Origin of the sequence: Actinomadura barringtoniae (assembly GCF_017573505.1) — a bacterium.
GTDB lineage: Bacteria > Actinomycetota > Actinomycetes > Streptosporangiales > Streptosporangiaceae > Spirillospora > Spirillospora barringtoniae.
Genome location: NZ_JAGEOJ010000005.1, coordinates 370,319 through 389,261, shown reverse-complemented (window position 1 = coordinate 389,261; position 18,943 = coordinate 370,319). Strand labels below are relative to the sequence as shown.

General features: G+C 72.1%; 14 protein-coding genes and 1 pseudogene. 14 read left to right on the top strand and 1 reads right to left on the bottom strand.

Features of this window, described 5'->3' with window-relative positions; all coding sequences use genetic code 11:
* Positions 1 to 53 precede the first annotated feature (53 nt).
* On the bottom strand, positions 54 to 821 hold the full coding sequence (locus J4573_RS14600) for an AraC family transcriptional regulator (protein ID WP_208255971.1): 768 nt from the start codon (positions 819 to 821) through the stop codon (positions 54 to 56).
* Between the two features lie 64 nt (positions 822 to 885).
* On the opposite strand from J4573_RS14600, the gene J4573_RS14595 reads away from it, so the two are divergent.
* From J4573_RS14595 to J4573_RS53970, 14 genes and pseudogenes are all read left to right on the top strand, one after another.
* Entirely contained in the window at positions 886 to 1,464 is a 579-nt protein-coding gene (locus tag J4573_RS14595; protein WP_208255970.1) for a TIGR03086 family metal-binding protein, read from the top strand.
* Positions 1,465 to 1,532: 68 nt separating this feature from the next.
* Positions 1,533 to 3,341, top strand: a complete 1,809-nt coding sequence (locus tag J4573_RS14590; RefSeq protein ID WP_208255969.1) for an alpha/beta hydrolase — start codon at positions 1,533 to 1,535, stop codon at positions 3,339 to 3,341.
* A gap of 58 nt (positions 3,342 to 3,399) precedes the next feature.
* Entirely contained in the window at positions 3,400 to 4,269 is an 870-nt protein-coding gene (locus tag J4573_RS14585; protein WP_208255968.1) for an SDR family NAD(P)-dependent oxidoreductase, read from the top strand.
* 10 nt (positions 4,270 to 4,279) lie between these two features.
* Entirely contained in the window at positions 4,280 to 5,167 is an 888-nt protein-coding gene (locus J4573_RS14580) for an EI24 domain-containing protein (RefSeq protein WP_307796631.1), read from the top strand.
* A gap of 75 nt (positions 5,168 to 5,242) precedes the next feature.
* On the top strand, positions 5,243 to 7,081 hold the full coding sequence (locus J4573_RS14575; RefSeq protein ID WP_208255967.1) for a hypothetical protein: 1,839 nt from the start codon (positions 5,243 to 5,245) through the stop codon (positions 7,079 to 7,081).
* Between the two features lie 87 nt (positions 7,082 to 7,168).
* Positions 7,169 to 7,462 (top strand): hypothetical protein, encoded by a 294-nt coding sequence (locus tag J4573_RS14570; protein WP_208255966.1) that lies wholly within the window; start codon positions 7,169 to 7,171, stop codon positions 7,460 to 7,462.
* Between the two features lie 52 nt (positions 7,463 to 7,514).
* Entirely contained in the window at positions 7,515 to 9,695 is a 2,181-nt protein-coding gene (locus tag J4573_RS14565) for an acyl-CoA dehydrogenase family protein (protein WP_208255965.1), read from the top strand.
* A gap of 180 nt (positions 9,696 to 9,875) precedes the next feature.
* Complete coding sequence (locus tag J4573_RS14560; RefSeq protein ID WP_208255964.1) at positions 9,876 to 10,322, top strand: hypothetical protein; 447 nt, start codon at positions 9,876 to 9,878, stop codon at positions 10,320 to 10,322.
* 57 nt (positions 10,323 to 10,379) lie between these two features.
* Positions 10,380 to 10,928 (top strand): hypothetical protein, encoded by a 549-nt coding sequence (locus J4573_RS14555; RefSeq protein WP_208255963.1) that lies wholly within the window; start codon positions 10,380 to 10,382, stop codon positions 10,926 to 10,928.
* Between the two features lie 22 nt (positions 10,929 to 10,950).
* Positions 10,951 to 12,594 carry an MmpA family trehalose lipid delivery protein gene (locus J4573_RS14550; RefSeq protein ID WP_208255962.1) on the top strand — a complete coding sequence of 548 codons (1,644 nt, stop codon included), beginning with the start codon at positions 10,951 to 10,953 and terminating at the stop codon, positions 12,592 to 12,594.
* The gene (locus J4573_RS55295; RefSeq protein ID WP_279575462.1) at positions 12,594 to 12,725 is read left to right on the top strand and encodes a hypothetical protein; all 132 of its coding nucleotides are present in this window, start codon (positions 12,594 to 12,596) and stop codon (positions 12,723 to 12,725) included. The genes J4573_RS14550 and J4573_RS55295 overlap by 1 nt, the downstream gene beginning before the upstream one ends.
* A gap of 19 nt (positions 12,726 to 12,744) precedes the next feature.
* The gene (locus tag J4573_RS14545) at positions 12,745 to 13,539 is read left to right on the top strand and encodes a glycosyltransferase (protein ID WP_208255961.1); all 795 of its coding nucleotides are present in this window, start codon (positions 12,745 to 12,747) and stop codon (positions 13,537 to 13,539) included.
* A 2-nt stretch (positions 13,540 to 13,541) separates the two neighbouring features.
* Positions 13,542 to 14,840 carry a glycosyltransferase family 4 protein gene (locus tag J4573_RS14540; RefSeq protein ID WP_243772966.1) on the top strand — a complete coding sequence of 433 codons (1,299 nt, stop codon included), beginning with the start codon at positions 13,542 to 13,544 and terminating at the stop codon, positions 14,838 to 14,840.
* A gap of 53 nt (positions 14,841 to 14,893) precedes the next feature.
* Positions 14,894 to 17,023: pseudogene (locus J4573_RS53970) on the top strand (alpha-(1->3)-arabinofuranosyltransferase domain-containing protein); the annotation flags it as partial.
* Positions 17,024 to 18,943 lie beyond the last annotated feature (1,920 nt).

Sequence of the window (18,943 nt, the reverse complement as noted above, 5' to 3'; positions counted from 1 at the left end):
TGCGGAGAACACGGACCGGACGGTTTCGCGGTTCGTGCGTTGGCCTTTCCCGGTCAGCGGCGGGCGTAGGTCGCCGGGGGCGTTCCTACGGCGGCGGTGAAGTCTCGGGTGAGGTGGGCCTGGTCGGAGTAGCCCAGGTCGGCGGCCAGGGCGGCCCAGTCGATGGTCGTTCCCTGGTCGGCGCGGGCGGCGGCCTCGTGGAGGCGGGCGCGGCGCAGGACCCATTTGGGGCTGGCGCCCACGTACTCGGAGAAGAGGCGCTGGAGCGTGCGGACCGAGACGTTGAGCTCTCCGGCCGCCTGGTCCACGCGGAAGAGGTTCGGGGCGGTGGTCATGCGGTCGACCATCGTCGCCACGTCTTGGGCCACTGGGTCGGGGGTTTTAGGTAGGCGGGGCAGGAGGAAGGCCTCTGCGGGGGTGGCCAGGTCCTTGCTGGAGAGGATTGCCTTGCTGGTTGCGAGGATTTCCTCGCCGAAGAACTCGGTGGCCGGGATGCGGCGGTCTGCCAGGGCCGACATGGGCTGGTCGGTGAACGGGCGGAAACCGCCGGGGCGGAACTTGATGCCCAGGACCTGCCCGGTTTCCTCTAGGCGGCGTACGAAAAGGCCGCGGTCCACTCCGTAGACGAGGGGCTCGGGCTCCTCGAAGACCAGGTGAATGTTCGGGTGGGCCAGCACCTTGGTGTCGTACGGGGTCTGCACGTGCCAGCGGACGTGCCAGTAGAACTCGACGAAGGGCACGGCCGGCGCGCTGGGCTCGTGTGTGGCGACGTCCACGATCGGCTCGTGCTCGTCCGGGTGCAGGACGCCTCGCGGGGTCATTGCCCCAGCGTAATGGCGCGTTTCTTCAAGAGGGACAGATGGGTGTCTTCCTAGGCTTTCTGTCATGAACGAACTTCACTCGCACATGAAGGAAGGCGCGGCCGAGGCCGCCCGGGTCGCCCGTGGGGTCTCGGCCGAGCAGCTGTCGGGCGCCACGCCTTGCAAGGAGTTCGACGTACGGACCCTTGTGAACCACTGGGTGCTCTACACCTCGCATGGACTGGAGTGCCGGGCCCAGCGCCGGGACATTCCCGAGGAGCTGACGGAACGCGACTTCGCGGGGGAGGAGGGCTTCGCCGAGGCGTACGCGGCGCAGCTCGACCAGGCGCTCGCGGCGTGGGCGGAGCCGGCGGCATGGGAGGGCGAGATCGGGATCGCCGGGATGGAGATGGCGGCCCCGGAGGTGGCCAAGCTGATTCTGAAGGAGATGACCGTGCACGGGTGGGACGTCGCGGCGGCGACCGGGCAGGAGTTCCGGGTCTCGGACGCGCTGGGCGAGCTCATCCTGAGCGTGGTCGAGGAGCACGCCCCGGTCTACCGGCAGTACGACGGGTTCGCCGAGCCGGTGCCGGTGGCCGGGTCCGCCACGGCGTTCGAACGGGCCCTGGCGCTGTCCGGACGCGACCCGGGATGGACGCCATGATCCATTCTTTGCCCTGCTGATGGCGGTTGGAGTGATTCGGTGGGTAGTTCCCCGTTCGGGGGGAACTGATGTCGAGTCATATGCGCCTGGGAGCCGCCGCGGTCGGCGCGTTCGCGCTGGTGGCCGCGGCGGCGGGTTGCGGGGGCGGGGGCAGCGGCAAGGCCGAGCTCGCCTCGCATCCGTCCGCGACGGCCTCGTCCACGTCCGCCGCCGCGTCGTCACCGGCCGCGTCCACGTCCGGCACGCCCGCGGGGCTGCGGCAGTTCTACGAGCAGAAGCCGGACTGGGCCCCGTGCGCGTCGGCCGGTGACTCGGCCGCGGCGGGGGATTCGCCTGCGGCGGGGGATTCGCCTGCGGCGGGTGATTCGGCGGCGCCGGGCGACTCGGAGGGGCCTTCGGACGATCCGAAGGCGGGGTTCGAGTGCGCGAAGATCAAGGTGCCGCTCGACTACTCCCAACCGGACGGCGAGACGATCGAGCTGGCCGTCAACCGGCTTCCGGCCGCCGACAAGTCCCAGCGGATCGGCTCGCTGCTGACCAACCCGGGCGGGCCGGGCGGCTCGGGTCTGGACTTCGCGTACGAGGCCAAGGACTTCTTCACCCAGAACATCCGCGACCGCTATGACGTCGTGGGGATGGACCCGCGCGGGGTCGGGCAGAGCAGCCCGGTGCTCTGCGAGATCACCAAGCGGATGGCCGAGGTGGCCGAACGGTCCCAGGACCCCGAGGCCGCCTCGAAGCTCTTCGTGGACGGCTGCGAGACCAAGTCGGGCAAGCTGCTGAACGAGGTCGGCACCGACAACACCGCGCGCGATCTGGACGTCGTGCGCGGCGTGCTCGGCGATCCCAAGCTGAACTACATGGGCGTCTCGTACGGAACGGTCCTCGGGCAGTTCTACGCCGACCAGTTCCCCTCGCACGTGGGCCGGATGGTGCTGGACTCGGTCGCCAACCCGAACGGCTGGCCCGCCGATCCCACCGCGCAGGCGCAGGGGTTCGAGACCGGGTTCCAGGTGCTGGTGCAGACCTGCGTTCAGCGGCCCGACTGCCCGATGGGCAAGACGCAGCGCGAGGTCATGGACAAGTTCAGCGACCTCATGGAGCACCTGAAGAAGGCGCCGGAGCCCGCCAAGGGCGACATTCCGCCGGTCACCGCGGAGGAGACGCTCGGCGTGCTGTCGCAGGCCTCCTACAGCGAGGCGGTCTGGCCCAGCGCCGAGCAGGCGCTGGCCCTGGCGTTCAAGGGCGACGGCACCGGCATCCGCGCCATGTCCGGCGAGGACTCGGGCGGCGGCGGTAAGGGTGACGAGCCGGAGCAGGAGCCCGGCCAGACGGCGTCGCCCGGCGACTCGGGGACGGCGACCGACGAGCCCGGCGACTCGGGAGCGGCGACCGGCGAGCCCGACGAGTCGATCGAGGCGGACGGGTCGTTCCAGGCGATCATGTGCCGCCACATCCCGCCGGACGAACGGACGCCGCAGGCCGCCGAGGAGGGCGGCAAGGAGGCGATGACCGTCGCGCCGTTCTTCGGCGAGTTCGTCCAGTCGACGCTGATGAGGTGCGCCGAGTGGCCCGCGCCGTCGCTCACCAACGCCGGGCGCGCCATCCGCGCCGACGGGGCGCCGACGATCCTGCTGGTCGCCAACACCAACGACGCGGCGACGCCGATCGCCTGGGCGCGCGGGGTGAACGGTCAACTGGCGGACTCGGTCCTGGTGACCAACACCTCAGGCGGCCACGGCTTTTATCCGATGGGCGCGTGCACCCACAAGGTCGTCGACGACTTCCTGCTGGACGACCGGCTGCCGGGCGTGCGCACGTGCCACGACCGCAACCCGGCCCTGGTGCCCAGCCCGTCCGCCGGCGCCACGCCCTGACGATTCCTGACATTCCTTGGGCCTTCCCGGCGCACAACGGCTCCGGGAGGGTTGGGGGATGGACGACAAGATCGCCATCGTGACCGGTGCCACCTCGGGCATCGGCAAGGAGATCGCCCGGGGGCTGGCCCGCGCGGGCTACCGGATCGGCATCGTCTGCCGGAACGCCGGCAAGAGTGAGGCCACGGTCGCCGAGCTGGAACGCGGCGTTCCCGGCGCGGTCGTCGAGACGTTCCTGGCCGACCTGTCCGTACAGGCCGACGTGCGCGCGGCCGCCGAACGGATCGCCGAGCGCTACGGGCGCCTGGACGTGCTGGTCAACAACGCCGGGGTCCACGAGATGCGGGCCGCGGTGAGCGCGGACGGCTTCGACCACATGGTCGCGACCAACCACCTGGGACCGTTCCTGCTGACCAACCTGCTCCTCGACCCGCTGGAGAAGTCCGCGCCCACCCGGGTCGTGGTCGTCGCCTCCGAGGCGCACCGCAACGCGGGCCGCGTGGACGCAGAACGGTTCGCCGAGCCCGGCGACTACGGGCCGCCCGGGTCCTTCCGTGTCTACGGGCGGAGCAAGCTGCTCAACATCCTCTTCACCCAGGAGCTCGCCGAACGGATGTCGGGCACCGGTGTCACCGCGAACGCCATGTGCCCGGGCCTCGTCGCGACCGGCCTGGTCAGGGACGTGCCCGGCAGCGGACCGGTCGGCAGGGCCGTCTCGCGGACGCCGTTCCTCCGCAGGCCCGAGCAGGGCGCGCGGATGGCGCTCAGGCTGGCGGTCGACCCCGCCTTCGAGGGCCGTACGGGCGGCTTCCACTCCTCGACGCCCGGCGCCCGGTTCCTGCCGGAGAACGGCGCGCGCAAGGATCGGGACCTTCAGCGGGCCGTCTGGGAACGTTCTGCGGAGCTTGTGGCCCTCAACGCCCGATAGCGTTGGGCGCGTGAATTCGCCGTACCACCAGGGCCAGGGTCAGGACCCGAGCCAAGGCCAGGGCCCGTGGCCACCGCCGCAGGCGCAGCAGCAGCGGCCGGCGCGCAAGCAGAAGGTCGGCGACCTTTTCACCGGGGTCGGCTACTTCCTCCGCGGCATCGGCTGGATGCTCCGGCACCCGGGGCAGTGGCTGTTCGGCCTGATCCCGGCGCTGATCGTGCTGGTGGTGTACGCGGCGGCGCTGATCACGCTGGCCGTGAACCTCGGCGACGTGGCCGACTGGGTCACGCCGTTCGCCGACCACTGGTCCGAGAGCGCCCGCGACACCCTGCGGGTGATCGCCGGGATCGCGATCTTCGGCGCGTCGGCGTTCCTGGCCGTGCTGACCTTCACGGCGCTGACGCTGGCGGTCGGCGACCCGTTCTACGAGAGCATCGCGGTACGGGTCGAGGAGTCGCAGGGCGGCGCCCCGCCGGACCCGGACACGCCGCTGCTCGTGCAGATCGGCCGAGCGATCAAGGACGCGGCGCTCCTGGGCGTGATCGCCGTGCTGTTCGCGATCGTCTTCTTCGTCTGCGGGTTCCTGCCGGTCGTGGGCCAGACCGTGGTTCCGGTCATCGCGGCGTGTGTTTCCGGTTACTTTCTCGCTGGCGAGCTGACCGCGATCGCGCTCGAACGGCGTGGTCTGCGTCGCAAGGAGCGCTTCGCGATTCTCAAGCGCAATCGACTGCTCGCCATCGGTTTCGGCGCAGCCGTATTCGGGGTCTTCCTCATTCCACTGGGCGCTGTGCTCGCCATGCCGGGTGCGGTGGCGGGTGGAACGCTGCTGGCCAGGGAGCGACTCGCCGACGATCCCCTGGTCACGGGGGGTGACGGTGATCATCACCGGTATCACTGATGCGATAGAAAGATGTGTCCTGGCCGTGATTACTGGCCGGTCCGCAATGGGCGATCTTCCACTAACGTGTGCCGCATGTCCGATCAGGGGGAGCGCTCCGTGCGCTGGACCGAGATGAGCGATGACGTGCCCGACGGCGGCCAGGAGCCGGGCGCGGCCGAGGCCGCAACGCCTCGGATGACCTTCCCCGAGGCGAAGGTGCCCGAGGTCCGCCTGCCCGCGCCCGAGGGCCGCACCGACTTCTCGGGCGAGGAGCCGCACGACGTCTGGGGCAAGGTCGAGGCCCCGGGCCCGCAGCCCGGCGCCGAGCCCGAGCCCGAGGCCGCCGCCGGGCCCGCGAGCGCGCCCGAGGCCCAGCCCGCCGAGTCCGACCCGCTCGCCGGTGCCGCCGAGGAGCCGCGCGTCCCCGAGAACGACGACATCAAGGTCGCTCCGGTCCCTGAGGTGGGCGCCGACACCGACCCGTACGCCACGCCCGCAGTGCCCCCGGCCGCCGAGGCCGAGCAGCCCGACCCCGGAACGGCGGCCCCGGAGGCCGACCCGTACGCGGCGGCCTCCGCGCTCGAGGCCGACCCGTACGCCGCCACACCCGGTGCCGACCCGTACGCGCCCGCCGCGTCCGGTGCCGACCCCTACGCATCCGGCGCCGATCCGTACGCGTCCGGCGCACCCGGCGCTGCCCCTGCCGCGTCCGGCGCCGAGCCGTACGGGCCTGGGGCGTCCGACCCGTATGCGCCCAGTGCGGACCCGTACGCCCCTGGAGCCACGGGCGACGACGATCTCGCGGTGGCCGGAAGCCCTCCCGTTCAGCGCGAGACCGAACTGCCGCCCCGGAGCAACGTTCCCGGCGCGCAGGCCTGGGAGGGCTCGCTGTTCGACGGCAGCGGCGGTTCCGAGAGCGACCCCGACGGCAAGTACGCTCCCGTGGAGCAGATCGGGCCCGCGACCCCGCCCAAGCCGGGCAAGCCCAGCAGCGGCAACTGGCGGATGCCCGAGTGGATGGAGGACGAGGAGAGCGCCGACGCCAAGCTCGGCGGGCGCACCTCCGACGACCTGGGCGACTCCGGCAAGAAGGCCGCCTCATCGCGCCGCGCCGAACGCGACCGGGATCGGGGCCGCGATCACGACCGCGGCCATGACCGCGACCCGTTCGACGGCGGGGGCAGCCGGTCCAGGCTCGTCCTGTTCGGCGGGGTCGGGCTGCTGGTGATCGCGATCATCGCGGCCGGCGGCGTCTACTTCATGAAGAACGGCGACGACAGCGCGCCCGCGGCCTCCGAGGGCAAGCAGAACCGCCCCGTCGCGCCGGACGCGCCGCCGCAGCCGGAGGAGCCGAAGGTCCAGCTCCCCCCGGTCAAGCCGTTCAAGCCGTTCGCCGGCAAGCCCGGCAAGATGCTGGGCCGGGTCACCGACGCTCACTCCGGGCTGGCCTACCCGCGGTTCGCCGGTCCCTGGCAGGTGCCGAGCAAGAAGAACAAGCTCGGCATCGCGGGCTGGTCGGGCCAGCAGATCCTCGTCACCGAGAAGCACGGCGCGCGGCTCTGGTACGGGCAGGCCCTCACCGGCACGCTGATCCCGACGCTGCAGTCGGCCTACAAGGGCCCCGAGAGCCTGAAGACGGTGACGGCGCTGGCGGCGAGCGGGCTGGAGGCCAACTACTACGGCTTCCCGCACCACAAGGCGCCTTACTCCTTCTCCGAGCTCAACGTCGACGGCCACAAGGGCTGGCTGATCGTTTCCTACCTGACCTACAAGCGGCCGGGCGTGAAGGCCACCGGCGAGGTCGTGGGCACGGCGGTCATCGACACCGGACGCAAGACGCCCGCGGTGGCGTTCGTGTCGGTGCCGAACACCCACCGCAAGATGTGGCCGGACGTGACGCAGTTCTTCCAGCAGCTGAAGGTCGCGGGCTAGAGACCCGCCCTCGACTCACCCCGATCGAGATACCGGTTGGTCGGTGAACCGTGCGCGCAATGTGATCTCTCGCTTACGCTGCCGTGCGTGCCGGAGAACGACGATCACGCCGATGACGCTCCCACGGGCCCGATCCCGCCGATCATCGACGGTCCGCCGGGGACGATGCCCGTCCCCGTACCCGACCCCGAGGCGCCCAGCATCGCCAGGGAACGCCTCGTACCGGCGAACGCGGACGCGAACGCCAACGCGGACGCGCGCCGACGACGGTCCGTCAGGCCGGCAGAGCCCGAGGCTCATCCCGTCCGTACGGCGGCGGCGGTCCTCGTCGCCTGCCTCGTCGTGCTGTTCGGCGTCCTCGTCGCCGTCCTGCTGTCCTGACCGAATGTCGTTCTAATAGGCTGTGGCTCACCCCGAGGAGAGGTGGCGAGTCATGGCGATCGGCTTGACCGAGGAGCACGAGGCGCTGGCGGCGTCCGTACGCGGGTTCGCGGAACGGCACGTCACGTCCGAGTCGGTGCGGGAGGCGGTCGGGTCCGCCGAACGCGGTGAAGCCCCGGCGCACCCCGGCTTCTGGCAGGCGCTCGCCGCCCAGGGCCTCCTCGGCCTGCACCTCCCCGAGGAGCACGGCGGCCAGGGGTACGGCCTGCTCGAACAGGCCGTCGCGCTGGAAGAGCTGGGCCGCACCATCGCGCCCGGGGCGTACGTCCCGACCGTCCTCGCGTCGGCTCTCATCCAGGCGGGCGGCAGCGACAAGCTCAAGGCCGACGTCCTCCCGGCTCTCGCCGACGGCTCCCGTACCGCCGCCGTGGCGCTCCCCACCGCGGGCGCCCTCGTCGACACCGAGGGCCGGGTCTCGGGAACTGTTCAGCCCGTGCTCGGTGCGCAGCTCGCCGACCTGTTCGTCCTCCCGCTCACCGACGGCCGCTGGGCGGTCGTGGAGCACGCCGAGGTCGAGCACCTCGAAGCGCTCGACCTCACCCGCCCCCTCGGCGCGGTGACCGTACGGGACGCCGAGGCCGACCGCATCCTGACCGGCGTGAACGCGCGCGAGCTCGCGGTCGTGCTGCTCGGCGCCGAGGCCTGCGGCGTCGCGGGCCGCGCGCTGGACGAGGCGGTCGCGTACGCCAAGCTCCGCGAGCAGTTCGGGCGGCCGATCGGCCAGTTCCAGGGTGTCAAGCACAAGTGCGGCCGGATGCTGATCGCGCTGGAACGCGCCCGCGCCGCCGTCTGGGATGCCGTACGGGCCCTCACCGAGGACGACGAGCAGCGCGGCTACGCCGTCGGGGTGGCCGCCGCGCTCGCCGCCGACGCCGCGGTCGAGTGCGCCGAGGGCAACGTTCAGGTCCACGGCGGCATCGGCTACACCTTCGAGCACGACGCCCACCTGCTCTACCGCCGCGCCCTCACGCTGCGCGCCCTGCTCGGCAAGGCGTCCGCCGCCCGAGCCGAGGTCGCCGCGCTGGCCGTCGCGGGCGTACGGCGGCCCATGGACATCGAGATCCCGGCCGAGGCCCTCTCCCTGCGTTCCGATGTCCGCGCGCGGGTCGCCGAGCTGGCCGCGATGGAGATCACCGAGCAGCGGGCCGCGATGGCGGCCGGCGGCTGGGTGACCCCGCACCTGCCCGAGCCGTGGGGCAAGGCCGCGGGCCCGGTCGAGCAGATCGTGATCCAGCAGGAGTTGAAGGCCGCCAAGGTACGGCCCGTTCCGCTGATGATCGCGGCCTGGGCGGTGCCGTCCCTGGTCCAGTACGGCACGCCCGAGCAGCAGGAACGCTTCCTCCCGCCGACGCTGCGCGGGGAGATCATCTGGTGCCAGCTGTTCTCCGAGCCGGGTGCCGGCTCGGACCTGGCGGGCCTCACCACGCGGGCCGAACGCGTCGAAGGCGGCTGGTCGATCACCGGCCAGAAGATCTGGACGTCGCTGGCCCGCGACGCCCAGTGGGGCATCTGCATCGCCCGCACCGACCCCGACCGGCCCAAGCACGACGGGATCACGTATTTCCTTGTCGACATGTCGTCCCCGGGCATCGAGATCCGCCCGCTGTGCGAGTGCACCGGCGACGCCGTCTTCAACGAGGTCTTCCTGGACGGCGTCTTCGTGCCCGACGACCGCGTGGTCGGCCCGGTCAACGAGGGCTGGCGGGTCGCCCGCAACACCCTCGCCAACGAACGCGTCGGCCTGACCAGCTCGTTCCAGCTCGGCGGCGACGTGCCCAAGCTGGTCGCGCTCGCCACCGAACTCGGCGTCGCGGACGACCCGCTGGTCCGCGACGGCATCGGGCGGCTCGCCTGCGACGAGCACGCGTTCGCGCTCCTCGGCCTCCGCGCCACCCTCAAGCAGATCTCGGGCACCGACCCGGGCGCCACCGCCAACGTCCGCAAGCTCGTCGCGATGGAGCACGGGCAGCAGGTCACCGAGTTCGGCTTCACCCTCCTCGGCGACGAGGGCGCCCTCACCGGCGGCTGGCGTTCGGACCTGCGCCGCAGGTGGACCCGCTACCTGCTGGCCTCGCGCGCGATGACCATCGGCGGTGGTACGACGGAGGTCAACCTCAACGTCATCGGGGAGCGCATCCTGGGCCTGCCCCGCGACCCCGACCCCACCCGCTGAAGACCGTACGGCCAACATCCGGCGAACACCGCGCCGCCACAGAGCCACCACCGTGCCGCCGCAGTGGCGTACGTCACTCCTGCACATGAAAGGACGAACCGCCGTCGCCCCGCTGCCAGCATTTCGGGGGCGGCGGCGACGGTCAGGGAGCCGCCGCGACGGTAGCGAGGAGGAGCTCGAATGCGACGTGGCTTGACCGTGATCGCGAGTGGCGCGCTGGTGCTCGGCACGATCGGGGCGGGGAGCGCGGGTGCGGACGTGACGGCGACCGCCGCCGCCAAGCCCCGCCACTGGCAGACCAAGAACACCATCGACTGCGTCTCGGGCTGGGGCAACTACGTGCGCGGCAAGGGCACGGTCACCATCACCATGGCCAAGGTCCGGGACCGCTGCGTGGGCAAGAACTACGCGATGATCCGCTTCGTCACGACCAGGGGCACCCACACCGACGTCCACACCAGCCCGAACGCCCGCCCGTACGGCCACAACCGCACGATCACCTGGCCGCGCAAGATCACCCTTGGCAACGCCCAGCACCTGTGGGTCGCCGAGTGCCTGATCCGCAAGTCCAAGGGCGTCCTCAAGGTCAAGGCGTGCGGCAAGGGCAGCTACCGCCCCGTCTACTGAGCGGATTGAGTACGCGTACTCATGTACGACCGGCACGCCCGCCGCGAGAATCGCTCCATGACGATCTCGCGCCGGGCCGTGCCGGTCGCCGCGTTCGCAGCCGCCTCGCTCGCACTGGCGGCCTGCGGCACCCAGCACGTCAACTCGTCGCCGACGGCCAGCCGGAGCGGGTCTCCGAGCGCGTCTCCGAGCGCGCCCCCAAGCCCGTACGACGAGAACACAACCCGCGGCGGTGGCGACATGGCTCCCCACCAGCAGGAGAACAACGGCTGGAAGCAACGGGCCGAGCTGTCCGCGAACGACCGGCGCCTGGGGAACGCGGCGGCGGCCCGCATCCGGCCGCGCCTCCAGTCCTTGCGCGAGTCCGGTGACTTCTCCGAGAAGTCGGTCGAACGGATCCTGCTCGACCTCGGCCAGCCGCGCGACCGCGTCTCCGCCAAGCAGATCCAGGTCACGACGGCCGGCACGACCCAGCAGCTGGTCGGCTTCTGGGTGATCGTGGGGCAGCGGGCCTGCGTGTACGGCGACCTGCGCCCCACCCGCGTCCTGATCGAGGTCGACGGCCCGACCATGGAGGGCTCCTGCGTGGAGCCCTTCTCGCACTGAGTCGGATAGCCTCTTTCGCCTGATGACAGGGCGTATGCGGCACCTTGCGGCCGCGCTCACCGGGCTGGGGCTCGGGCTGGCGGCGGTGGGGCCGGGGCTCGCGCCCGGCTTCGTGCTGTCGTACGACATGGTCTTCGTCCCGGACCCCACGTTCAGCCGGATGACCTTCGGGCTGACCGGGGTGATGCCGCGGCACGTGCCGAGCGATGCCTTCGTGACCGCGCTGAGCACGGTGATGCCCGCCGACCTCGCGCAGAAGCTGATCCTGCTGGCGATCTTCGTGATGGCGTGCTCGGCGGCGGCCTCGCTGGTGCCGTCGCAGCGGCTGATCCCGAGGCTGGCGGCGGGTGTCTGCTACGCCTGGAACCCGTTCGTGGCGGAACGGCTGCTCCTTGGGCAGTGGGCGTTGCTGCTGGGGTACGCGGCGCTCCCGTGGGTGGTCGCCGCGGCCATGAAGGGCGACGGCCGGCGACTGGTGATAGCTCTGATCCCGGCCGCCACCGGAGGGTTCGCGGCGCTCGCGGTCTCCGGCCTCACCGCCGTGGTGATCACGCTGTGCGGGCCCAGGCGGGCGGACGCTCTCAAGGTCATCGGGGCGGTCGGTGCGCTCAGCCTGCCCTGGCTGGTTCCGGCGTTCCTGCGGCCGGGCGGAGTGCCGGGCGACGGCGCGGCGGTCGAGACGTTCGCCGCCCGGGCCGACACCCCGTTCGGAGCGCTCGGCAGTCTGTTCACACTGGGCGGCGTGTGGAACGGCGAGACCGTGCCGAGCGGCTACGGGACGCCGGTGGTGGCGGTGCTCTGGCTCCTGGTGGTCGTCGGCGCCCTGATCGCGTACGGGAAGTACGGCAGGGACAGGGCGTTGCCCATCGCGGCGGCCGTGGGCTTCGCGATCGCGGCACTCGGAACCGTTCCCGGCCTGCTCAAGGGCCTGATCGACATCTGGTCAGGGTTCTCGGTGGTCCGCGACGGCCAGCAGTTCGTGGCGCCGCTGGCCGTGCTGGTCGCCGTCGGGCTCGGGCTGGCGGCGGACCGGTTGATCGAGGCCCGGCTCGGCTTTGTCGCAGCGTGTGCCGTGGCGGTGCCCGTGATCCTGCTCCCGACGCTCGCTTGGGGGGCGGCGGGTGCGCTCCGGGCGGTCGACTACCCGGATGACTGGGCGCGGGCGCGGAAGATCATCGCGGCCGATTCGGTGCCCGGGGACGTGGCCGTGGCGCCATGGGCGGCCTACCGCAGCTACCCCTGGAACCACGGCCGCCGGGTCCTGGACCCGCTGCAGCGCTACCTGCCCCGCCGAGTGATCATCAACGACGCGGTGACGGTCGGGACCACGACGGTCGCTGCGGAGGATCCGCGGGCCGTCGCGCTGGACCCGATCATGAGGGCGCCGACCGCCGAGGCCCTCGCTCACGAGGGGATCCGGTACGTCGCCGTCGACGCCGGGGATGCTGCCGTCCCTGGTGCGGAAGAGGCCTACAGGGGCCGTGATCTGGTGCTATACAGGATCTCCGGGACGAGTGCCGTCCCGGAGAAGAAAGTGCCGGTCGCGCCGGTGGTGACTGCCTGGATTGTCGCGGTTGCGGTGATTTTCTGGTCATTCCTGGCCTCAGGCCCTACTCTGGTCCCCCAGCTACTCGGCCGTAACTCCTCCCGTCGAAGGACCCCCTGATGCGTATTGCCATCGCCGCACTGGCGGGCGTTCTGCTGGCCGCCGGCGCCTCGTTCGGCGCGGTGCAGATCTCGAACGCCTCTCAGAAGGACCCGGTCATCAAGCCGCTGTACAACTACGGCTCGCGCTGACGCGCCGCGCGATGGCCTGATGGGCGACCACCCCCGCTCCGCCGCCCTGGAGATCGTCGTACCGGCCTACAACGAGGCCGAACGTCTCCCGGTTGGGCTCTCCGTGCTCTGTAAGAAGCTCGCAGAGCTTCCTGTGCGCGCCGAGGTGATCGTGGTCGACAACGCCAGCACCGACGGCACGGCCGACATCGTCCGGAACTGGCAGGGACCCGTTCCGGTGCGGCTTCTGCACTGTGCGCAGCGCGGCAAGGGCGCCGCCGTACGTGCCGGTCTGCTCGCCACCCGCGCCCCCCACGTCGGCTTCTGCGACGCCGACATGGCCACCGATCTGGCCGCCCTGGACGATGTCCTCGACCTCCTCCGCGAAGGCCATCCGGTCGTCGTCGGCTCCCGGCGCCATCACGACTCGATCGTGGAGGCCTACGGGCACCCCCTGCGCCGCCTGGGCGCGATCACCTTCAACCGGGTGGTGCGCGACCTGGCCGGGGGCATCGCCGACACCCAGTGCGGCTTCAAGTTCTTCGCCGGGCCGCTGGCCAGGGCGTCCGCCGCCGACCTGCGGACGGCGGGCTTCTCGTTCGACGTCGAACTGCTCATGCACTGCGTCCGCCGCGGCGCCGCGGTGACCGACATCCCGGTCGTCTGGAAGGACCGCGCCGGCAGCACCTACTCGGTGCGGCGGCACTCGTTCCAGTGCCTGCGCGACATCGTCCAGATCCGGGCCCGCAGCACGTTCCTGGCGCCCGCCACCCACCACACCATCGTCCGCGCGGACGGCACGGTCCCCTCGACGTCGGGCGCCGGGCCAGGATGACCATGAACGTCGGCGGCCTGCGGCTGGCGATCGTCAACTGGCGGGATCCTTGGCATCCCGCAGCGGGCGGCGCCGAGCGCTACGCGTGGGAGCTCGCCCGGCGGTACGCCGCCGAGGGTGCCAAGGTCACGTACGTCACGTGCCGGGCCCCTGGTCAGGCGCGCCGCGAGACGGTCGAGGGCGTGGACCTGGTCCGCCTGGGTGGCCGCTTCACGATCTACCCGCTCGTGCTGGCCTGGACGCTGGGCCACCGCCGCTCGTTCGACGCCGTCATCGACTGCCAGAACGGCATCCCGTTCTTCACCCCTTGGGTCCTGCCGCGCAGGGTTCCGGTCTTCTGCGTGGTCCACCACGTCCACGACGCCCAGTTCGGCCTTTACTTCCCGGGCTGGCTGGCCTGGATCGGCAAGGTCCTGGAGGGGCCGGTCACCCGCTGGACCTACCGCCGCCACGCCTTCGTGGTCGTCTCCACGTCCACCCGCAAGGCCGTCAGGGAAAGGCTCCGCTGGACCGGGCCCGCCTACGTCGTCCCCAACGGCGTCACCCAGATCGAGACCGAGCCCACCGAGATCCAGGTGGAGCGAGGCGAGCCGGACCTGGTCTGCGTGACCCGGCTCGTTCCGCACAAGCGCCTCGGCCGCCTCCTGGACATGGCCGAACGTCTGGCCGAGCGTCGCCCCGGCCTGCGCCTGCACCTGGTCGGGAACGGCCCGGAGGCCCCCGCGCTCGCCGCGCAGATCAAGGAACGCGGCCTGACCGGGACCGTCATCCTGCACGGCTTCGTCGACGAGGCCACCAAGACCGCCCTGGTGGCGCGCGCCGACCTGCACCTGTCGACCTCCCAGGGCGAGGGCTGGGGCCTCAGCGTGATCGAGGCCGCGGCGCTCGGGGTGCCGACCGTGGCCCACGACGTGGACGGCCTGCGGGACGCCGTCCGCGACGGCAGGACCGGCTGGCTGGCCGATCCCGGCGACGAGCCGGCCGAGGTCGTCGAGCGGGCGCTGAAGGAGCTGGACGACCCCGCCCGCCGGGCCGAGCTGAGCGAGGCCTGCCGGAGCTGGGCCGGCGAGTTCGGCTGGCCGCGCACCGCGGAACGGATGGGACGCCTGATCAGCGCGGCCGTCCAGGTCGGGTCGGCCGCGACCGCCGATGACGACGCACACGTCGTCCACCGGTACGGTGACGGTCAGCCGCGGGTGGCGGAAGGCCCCGACCGCGACGCGCTGCTGGCCGAAGTGGGCGCCGCGGGATCCGTGCGCCCCGCGACCCCGCTGGAGCGGTTGCTCGGCCGTCCCGAGTAGCCCGGACAACGAGTAGCCCGGATTAGCAGAGCGTTGGGGCGGAGGGCGCGACCATGGCGGTGGGAGAGACGGATCGGCATCGATCCGACCAGCCCCCTGCCATAGAGTGGCGCACCGGCGAGCCGCAGCCCGCCGAGCCGCCTCCGCCCGAACGGCCGGAGCCCGCCGAGCCCGATCCGATCGACCCCCGGCTCCAGGACCGCTTGCGCGCGCTGGTCTGCTGCCTGGCGCTGGCCGTTCTGGCGTTCGGCACCCGGCCCGGCAAGATCCTCGCCGACACCAAGATCGACATGGCCGTGAACCCGGACGGGTTCCTCGGCCGCGCCCTGCACCTGTGGGATCCCGAACAGTTCGGCCAGCTGCAGAACCAGGCGGTCGGCTACCTGTTCCCGGTGGGCCCGTTCCACGCGCTCGGCAACCTGATCGGGATGCCGCCGTGGATCACCCAGCGGCTCTGGCTGACCCTGCTGATGTGCCTGGCGTTCCTCGGCACCCGGCGCCTCGCCGAACGCCTCGGCATCGGCGGACCGGTGACCCGGCTGGTCGGCGGCCTGGCCTACGCGCTGGCGCCGAGCGGGCTGTCGCTGCTCGGGCAGATCTCCTCGGAGTACCTGCCGCTGGCGATGCTGCCATGGATCGTGCTGCCGCTGATCACCGCGATCGAGGGCGGCGGCCGGGTGCGGGCGGCGGCCCGGTCGGGTCTCGCGATCGCCTGCTGCGGCGGCATCAACGCGACCGCGACCGTGGCCGTGCTGGTCGTCCCGTTCATCTACCTGGTGACCCGGCCGCGCCGCGCGCCGCGCATCCGCCTGCTGGGCTGGTGGTCGCTGGCGGCCGGCGCCGCGACGGCCTGGTGGCTGCTGCCGCTGCTGCTCACGGGCACGTACGGCTTCTCCTGGCTGACCTACACCGAGAAGGCCGAGACCACGACCGGCCCGACCGGCCTGATCAACACCTTCCGCGGCGCCGAGCGCTGGGTGAACTACCTGCTGGTGGACGGGCAGGTCTGGTGGCCGGTCGGGCACGACCTGTCGCTCAGCCCGTTCGCGATGATGTGCACGGGCCTGCTGGCCGCGCTCGGCCTGGCCGGGCTGCTGCGCCGCCTGCTGCCCGAACGGACCTTCCTGCTGCTCACGCTGCTCGCCGGACTCGTGATCATCTCGGCCGGGCACCTCAGCGACATCCCCGGACCGTTCGCCGCGCAGACGCGCGACCTGCTGGACGGCCCGCTCGCGCCGCTCCGCAACCTGCACAAGTTCGACGCGGTGGTCCGGCTTCCGCTGGCGCTCGGGCTCACCCACCTGCTGGTCACCGCCCCGAGACCCTGGCGGGCGCCCAAGCCCTGGACGGGCGCGAGGGCCGGTTCACGCACCCTCGCACGCTCACTCATCAGCCTCCAAGCAGTGGCGTTCGCGGCCCTGGCGGGCATCACGGCTCCGGCACTGTCCAGCGGGCTGTCGGGGCCCGGCGACTTCGCCCAGGTGCCCAAGTACTGGCGCGACGCCGCCTCCTGGCTGAACGCCCAGGCGGGGGAACAGGGCGTGCTGGCCCTGCCCGGCGCCTCGTTCGGCGAATACCTGTGGGGGCGGCCGATGGACGACATCGTCCAGCCGCTCCTGTCGGCGCGCTGGGGCGTACGGCAGCTCGTTCCGGCGGGCTCGCCCGGCTACACGCGCGCCCTCGACGCGATCGACCTTCAGGTCAGGTCGGGGCGGAGCTCACCGGGCCTGGCCGAGTTCCTGGGCCGGATGGGCATGCGGTACGTCCTCGTACGCAACGACCTCAGCAGGGAGACGCTGCGCGGCGCCTGGCCCGCCCGGCTCCACCAGTCCCTCGACGCCTCCCCGGGCCTGAAGAAGGTCGCCACGTTCGGCGGCGAACAGCCGGTCGGCGGCGCCCTCAGCGACGACACGGTCTCGGCGGTCGACCAGAAGTACCCGCCGCTGGAGGTGTACGAGGTCGAGGGCGCCGACGACGTCGCCAGCCTCAGCGACGCGACCAACCCGCTGCGCGTGTACGGGGGGCCGGAGTCGCTGCTGACCATGGCCGACGACAAGGCCCTGAACGGGCGGCCCGCCCTGGTCAACGACGACGCCCCCGACCTGGGCGGATCCCCGGTCGTCTCGGACTCCCAGCGCTCGCTGACGCGCAACTTCGGCGAGCTCCATCAGACCTCCCAGACCCTGTCCATCGGGCAGTCCGGCGAGGCCGACGACGTCCTGGACGACGGCTGGAACCGCTACGCCACGACCGCCGCCTACACCGGCATCAAGGACGTCACCGCGTCCACCTCCGCCGCCGGAGCCGACGCGATCCCGCAGGCGCGCAAGACCGGCGCCACCCCGTACGCCGCGCTGGACGGCAACCCGGTCACCTCCTGGCTGACCGGCGGCTGGAACGGCCCCGAGGGGCAGTGGCTTCGGGTCGACCTCCAGCAGCCGACCGACCCGAAGAAGCTCACCGCCGCGTTCGTCGACAACAAGGACATCGGCCCGCCGGTCGGCCGCGTCGAGGTGCAGACCGAACGCGGCGCGATCACCCAGAACGTCAAGCCGGGCACCGCCGCGCAGCCGCTCCAGGCCCCGGCCGGGCCGACTCGCTGGCTCCGCATCCGCATCGTCTCGATGGCCTCCCAGGTCGCCGTCCCCGCGTTCACCAGGGCCGGGATCGCCGACCTCGCGATCGGCGGCGTCAAGCCGGGCCGGACGTTCATGCTTCCCGACCCCGGACGCAAGGACGCGACCTACGTCCTCAGCCGCGCGCAGGGGGACGCCTCGGAGTGCATGAAGGGCAGCGACCGCTGGGTCTGCGACCCCTCGCTCGGAAGCACCGACGAAGAGGGCGACGGCTTCGACCGCACCTTCACCTCGGCCGCGCAGGGCCGCGCGGCGATCTCCGGAACGACCGTGCTCACCGACCCCCGGCTCATCGCCCAGTACACGGCGGCGGGCAAGGGCGGGCCGGTCGTCGCGGCGAGCTCCACGCTCTCCACGCACCCGGCCGACCAGGCGAGATCGGCGTTCGACGGCGACCCGAAGACGACCTGGATCGCCGGCGACAAGGACAACAACCCCTCCTACACGGTCCTGTGGGGCAAGACCACCAAGGTCTCCACCGTCACGGTCAAGCGGCCGCCGGGCGCGAGCGGGCCGCTGCGGATGCGCGTCGAGGGCGTGCGCGGCGATGTCCGGGAAGGGCTCGCCGGGGCGGACGGCAAGCTCGTCTTCGCGCCGCTGGACACCGACCGGCTGACCGTGACGTTCGCCCGTGGCGGCAGCCTGCAGCCCATCCAGGTCACCGATCTGGTCGTTCCCGGGGTGAAGCCGCTGCCCGACAACCGGGACTTCCCGTTCAAGCTCACCTGCGGTTTCGGCCCGCGCCTCAAGGTCGGCGGCGCGACCGTGAACACCTCGGTCAGCGGCACGATGGGCGACCTTCTGGAGGGTCGGCCGCTGCGCTTCACCGCCTGCGGGAAGACGCCGCTGAAGGCCGGTCAGAACCACCTGTCGGCCATGCCGTTCGACCCGTACCGGATCGACTCCGCGGTGGTCGGCAACACGGCCGGGCCGGACGACGGCCCGCAGCCGGTCCAGATCCGCAAGTGGTCGGCAGGGTCGCGCGAGGTCGCGGTCGACGCGGCCAAGCGCTCGTTCCTCACGGTGAACGAGAACTTCAACACCGGCTGGAAGGCCACGGTCGGCGGCAACGAACTGCGCCCGGTGCGGCTGGACGGCTGGAAGCAGGGCTGGGTCGTCCCGGCGGGCACGAACGGCGTCGTCAAGCTCACCTACACGCCCGACCGGGCCCAGCGCATCGTGGTCGTGGCCGGGCTCAACCTGCTGCTCGTGCTGCTGCTGGTCGTCCTGATCCCCATGCGGAACGGGCGGGAACGCCGTCCGCTGCCGCTCGTGGCGGGCACGGGCTGGCCGGTGTGGGCGGCGGTCGGGCTCGCCGCGGTGACCGGGCTGTGGGTGGCCGGGATCCCGGGGGTGGCCGTGACCGGGGCGGCGGCCGTGCTCTTCGCGTGGGCCCGTACCCGGACGTCGCGGGCGCTGCGGTTCCTGGCGTCGCCCTGGCTGATCGCCGGTGTCATGATCGCGGGC

Excerpts from the sequence above, each read along its gene's own strand:
- J4573_RS14600 (WP_208255971.1), bottom strand. The coding sequence starts at position 821 with ATGACCCCGCGAGGCGTCCTGCACCCGGACGAGCACGAGCCGATCGTG.
- J4573_RS14595 (WP_208255970.1), top strand. The coding sequence starts at position 886 with ATGAACGAACTTCACTCGCACATGAAGGAAGGCGCGGCCGAGGCCGCC.
- J4573_RS14590 (WP_208255969.1), top strand. The coding sequence starts at position 1,533 with ATGTCGAGTCATATGCGCCTGGGAGCCGCCGCGGTCGGCGCGTTCGCG.
- J4573_RS14585 (WP_208255968.1), top strand. The coding sequence starts at position 3,400 with ATGGACGACAAGATCGCCATCGTGACCGGTGCCACCTCGGGCATCGGC.
- J4573_RS14575 (WP_208255967.1), top strand. The coding sequence starts at position 5,243 with ATGTCCGATCAGGGGGAGCGCTCCGTGCGCTGGACCGAGATGAGCGAT.
- J4573_RS14565 (WP_208255965.1), top strand. The coding sequence starts at position 7,515 with ATGGCGATCGGCTTGACCGAGGAGCACGAGGCGCTGGCGGCGTCCGTA.
- J4573_RS14560 (WP_208255964.1), top strand. The coding sequence starts at position 9,876 with ATGCGACGTGGCTTGACCGTGATCGCGAGTGGCGCGCTGGTGCTCGGC.
- J4573_RS14555 (WP_208255963.1), top strand. The coding sequence starts at position 10,380 with ATGACGATCTCGCGCCGGGCCGTGCCGGTCGCCGCGTTCGCAGCCGCC.
- J4573_RS14550 (WP_208255962.1), top strand. The coding sequence starts at position 10,951 with ATGACAGGGCGTATGCGGCACCTTGCGGCCGCGCTCACCGGGCTGGGG.
- J4573_RS55295 (WP_279575462.1), top strand. The coding sequence starts at position 12,594 with ATGCGTATTGCCATCGCCGCACTGGCGGGCGTTCTGCTGGCCGCCGGC.
- J4573_RS14545 (WP_208255961.1), top strand. The coding sequence starts at position 12,745 with ATGGGCGACCACCCCCGCTCCGCCGCCCTGGAGATCGTCGTACCGGCC.
- J4573_RS14540 (WP_243772966.1), top strand. The coding sequence starts at position 13,542 with ATGAACGTCGGCGGCCTGCGGCTGGCGATCGTCAACTGGCGGGATCCT.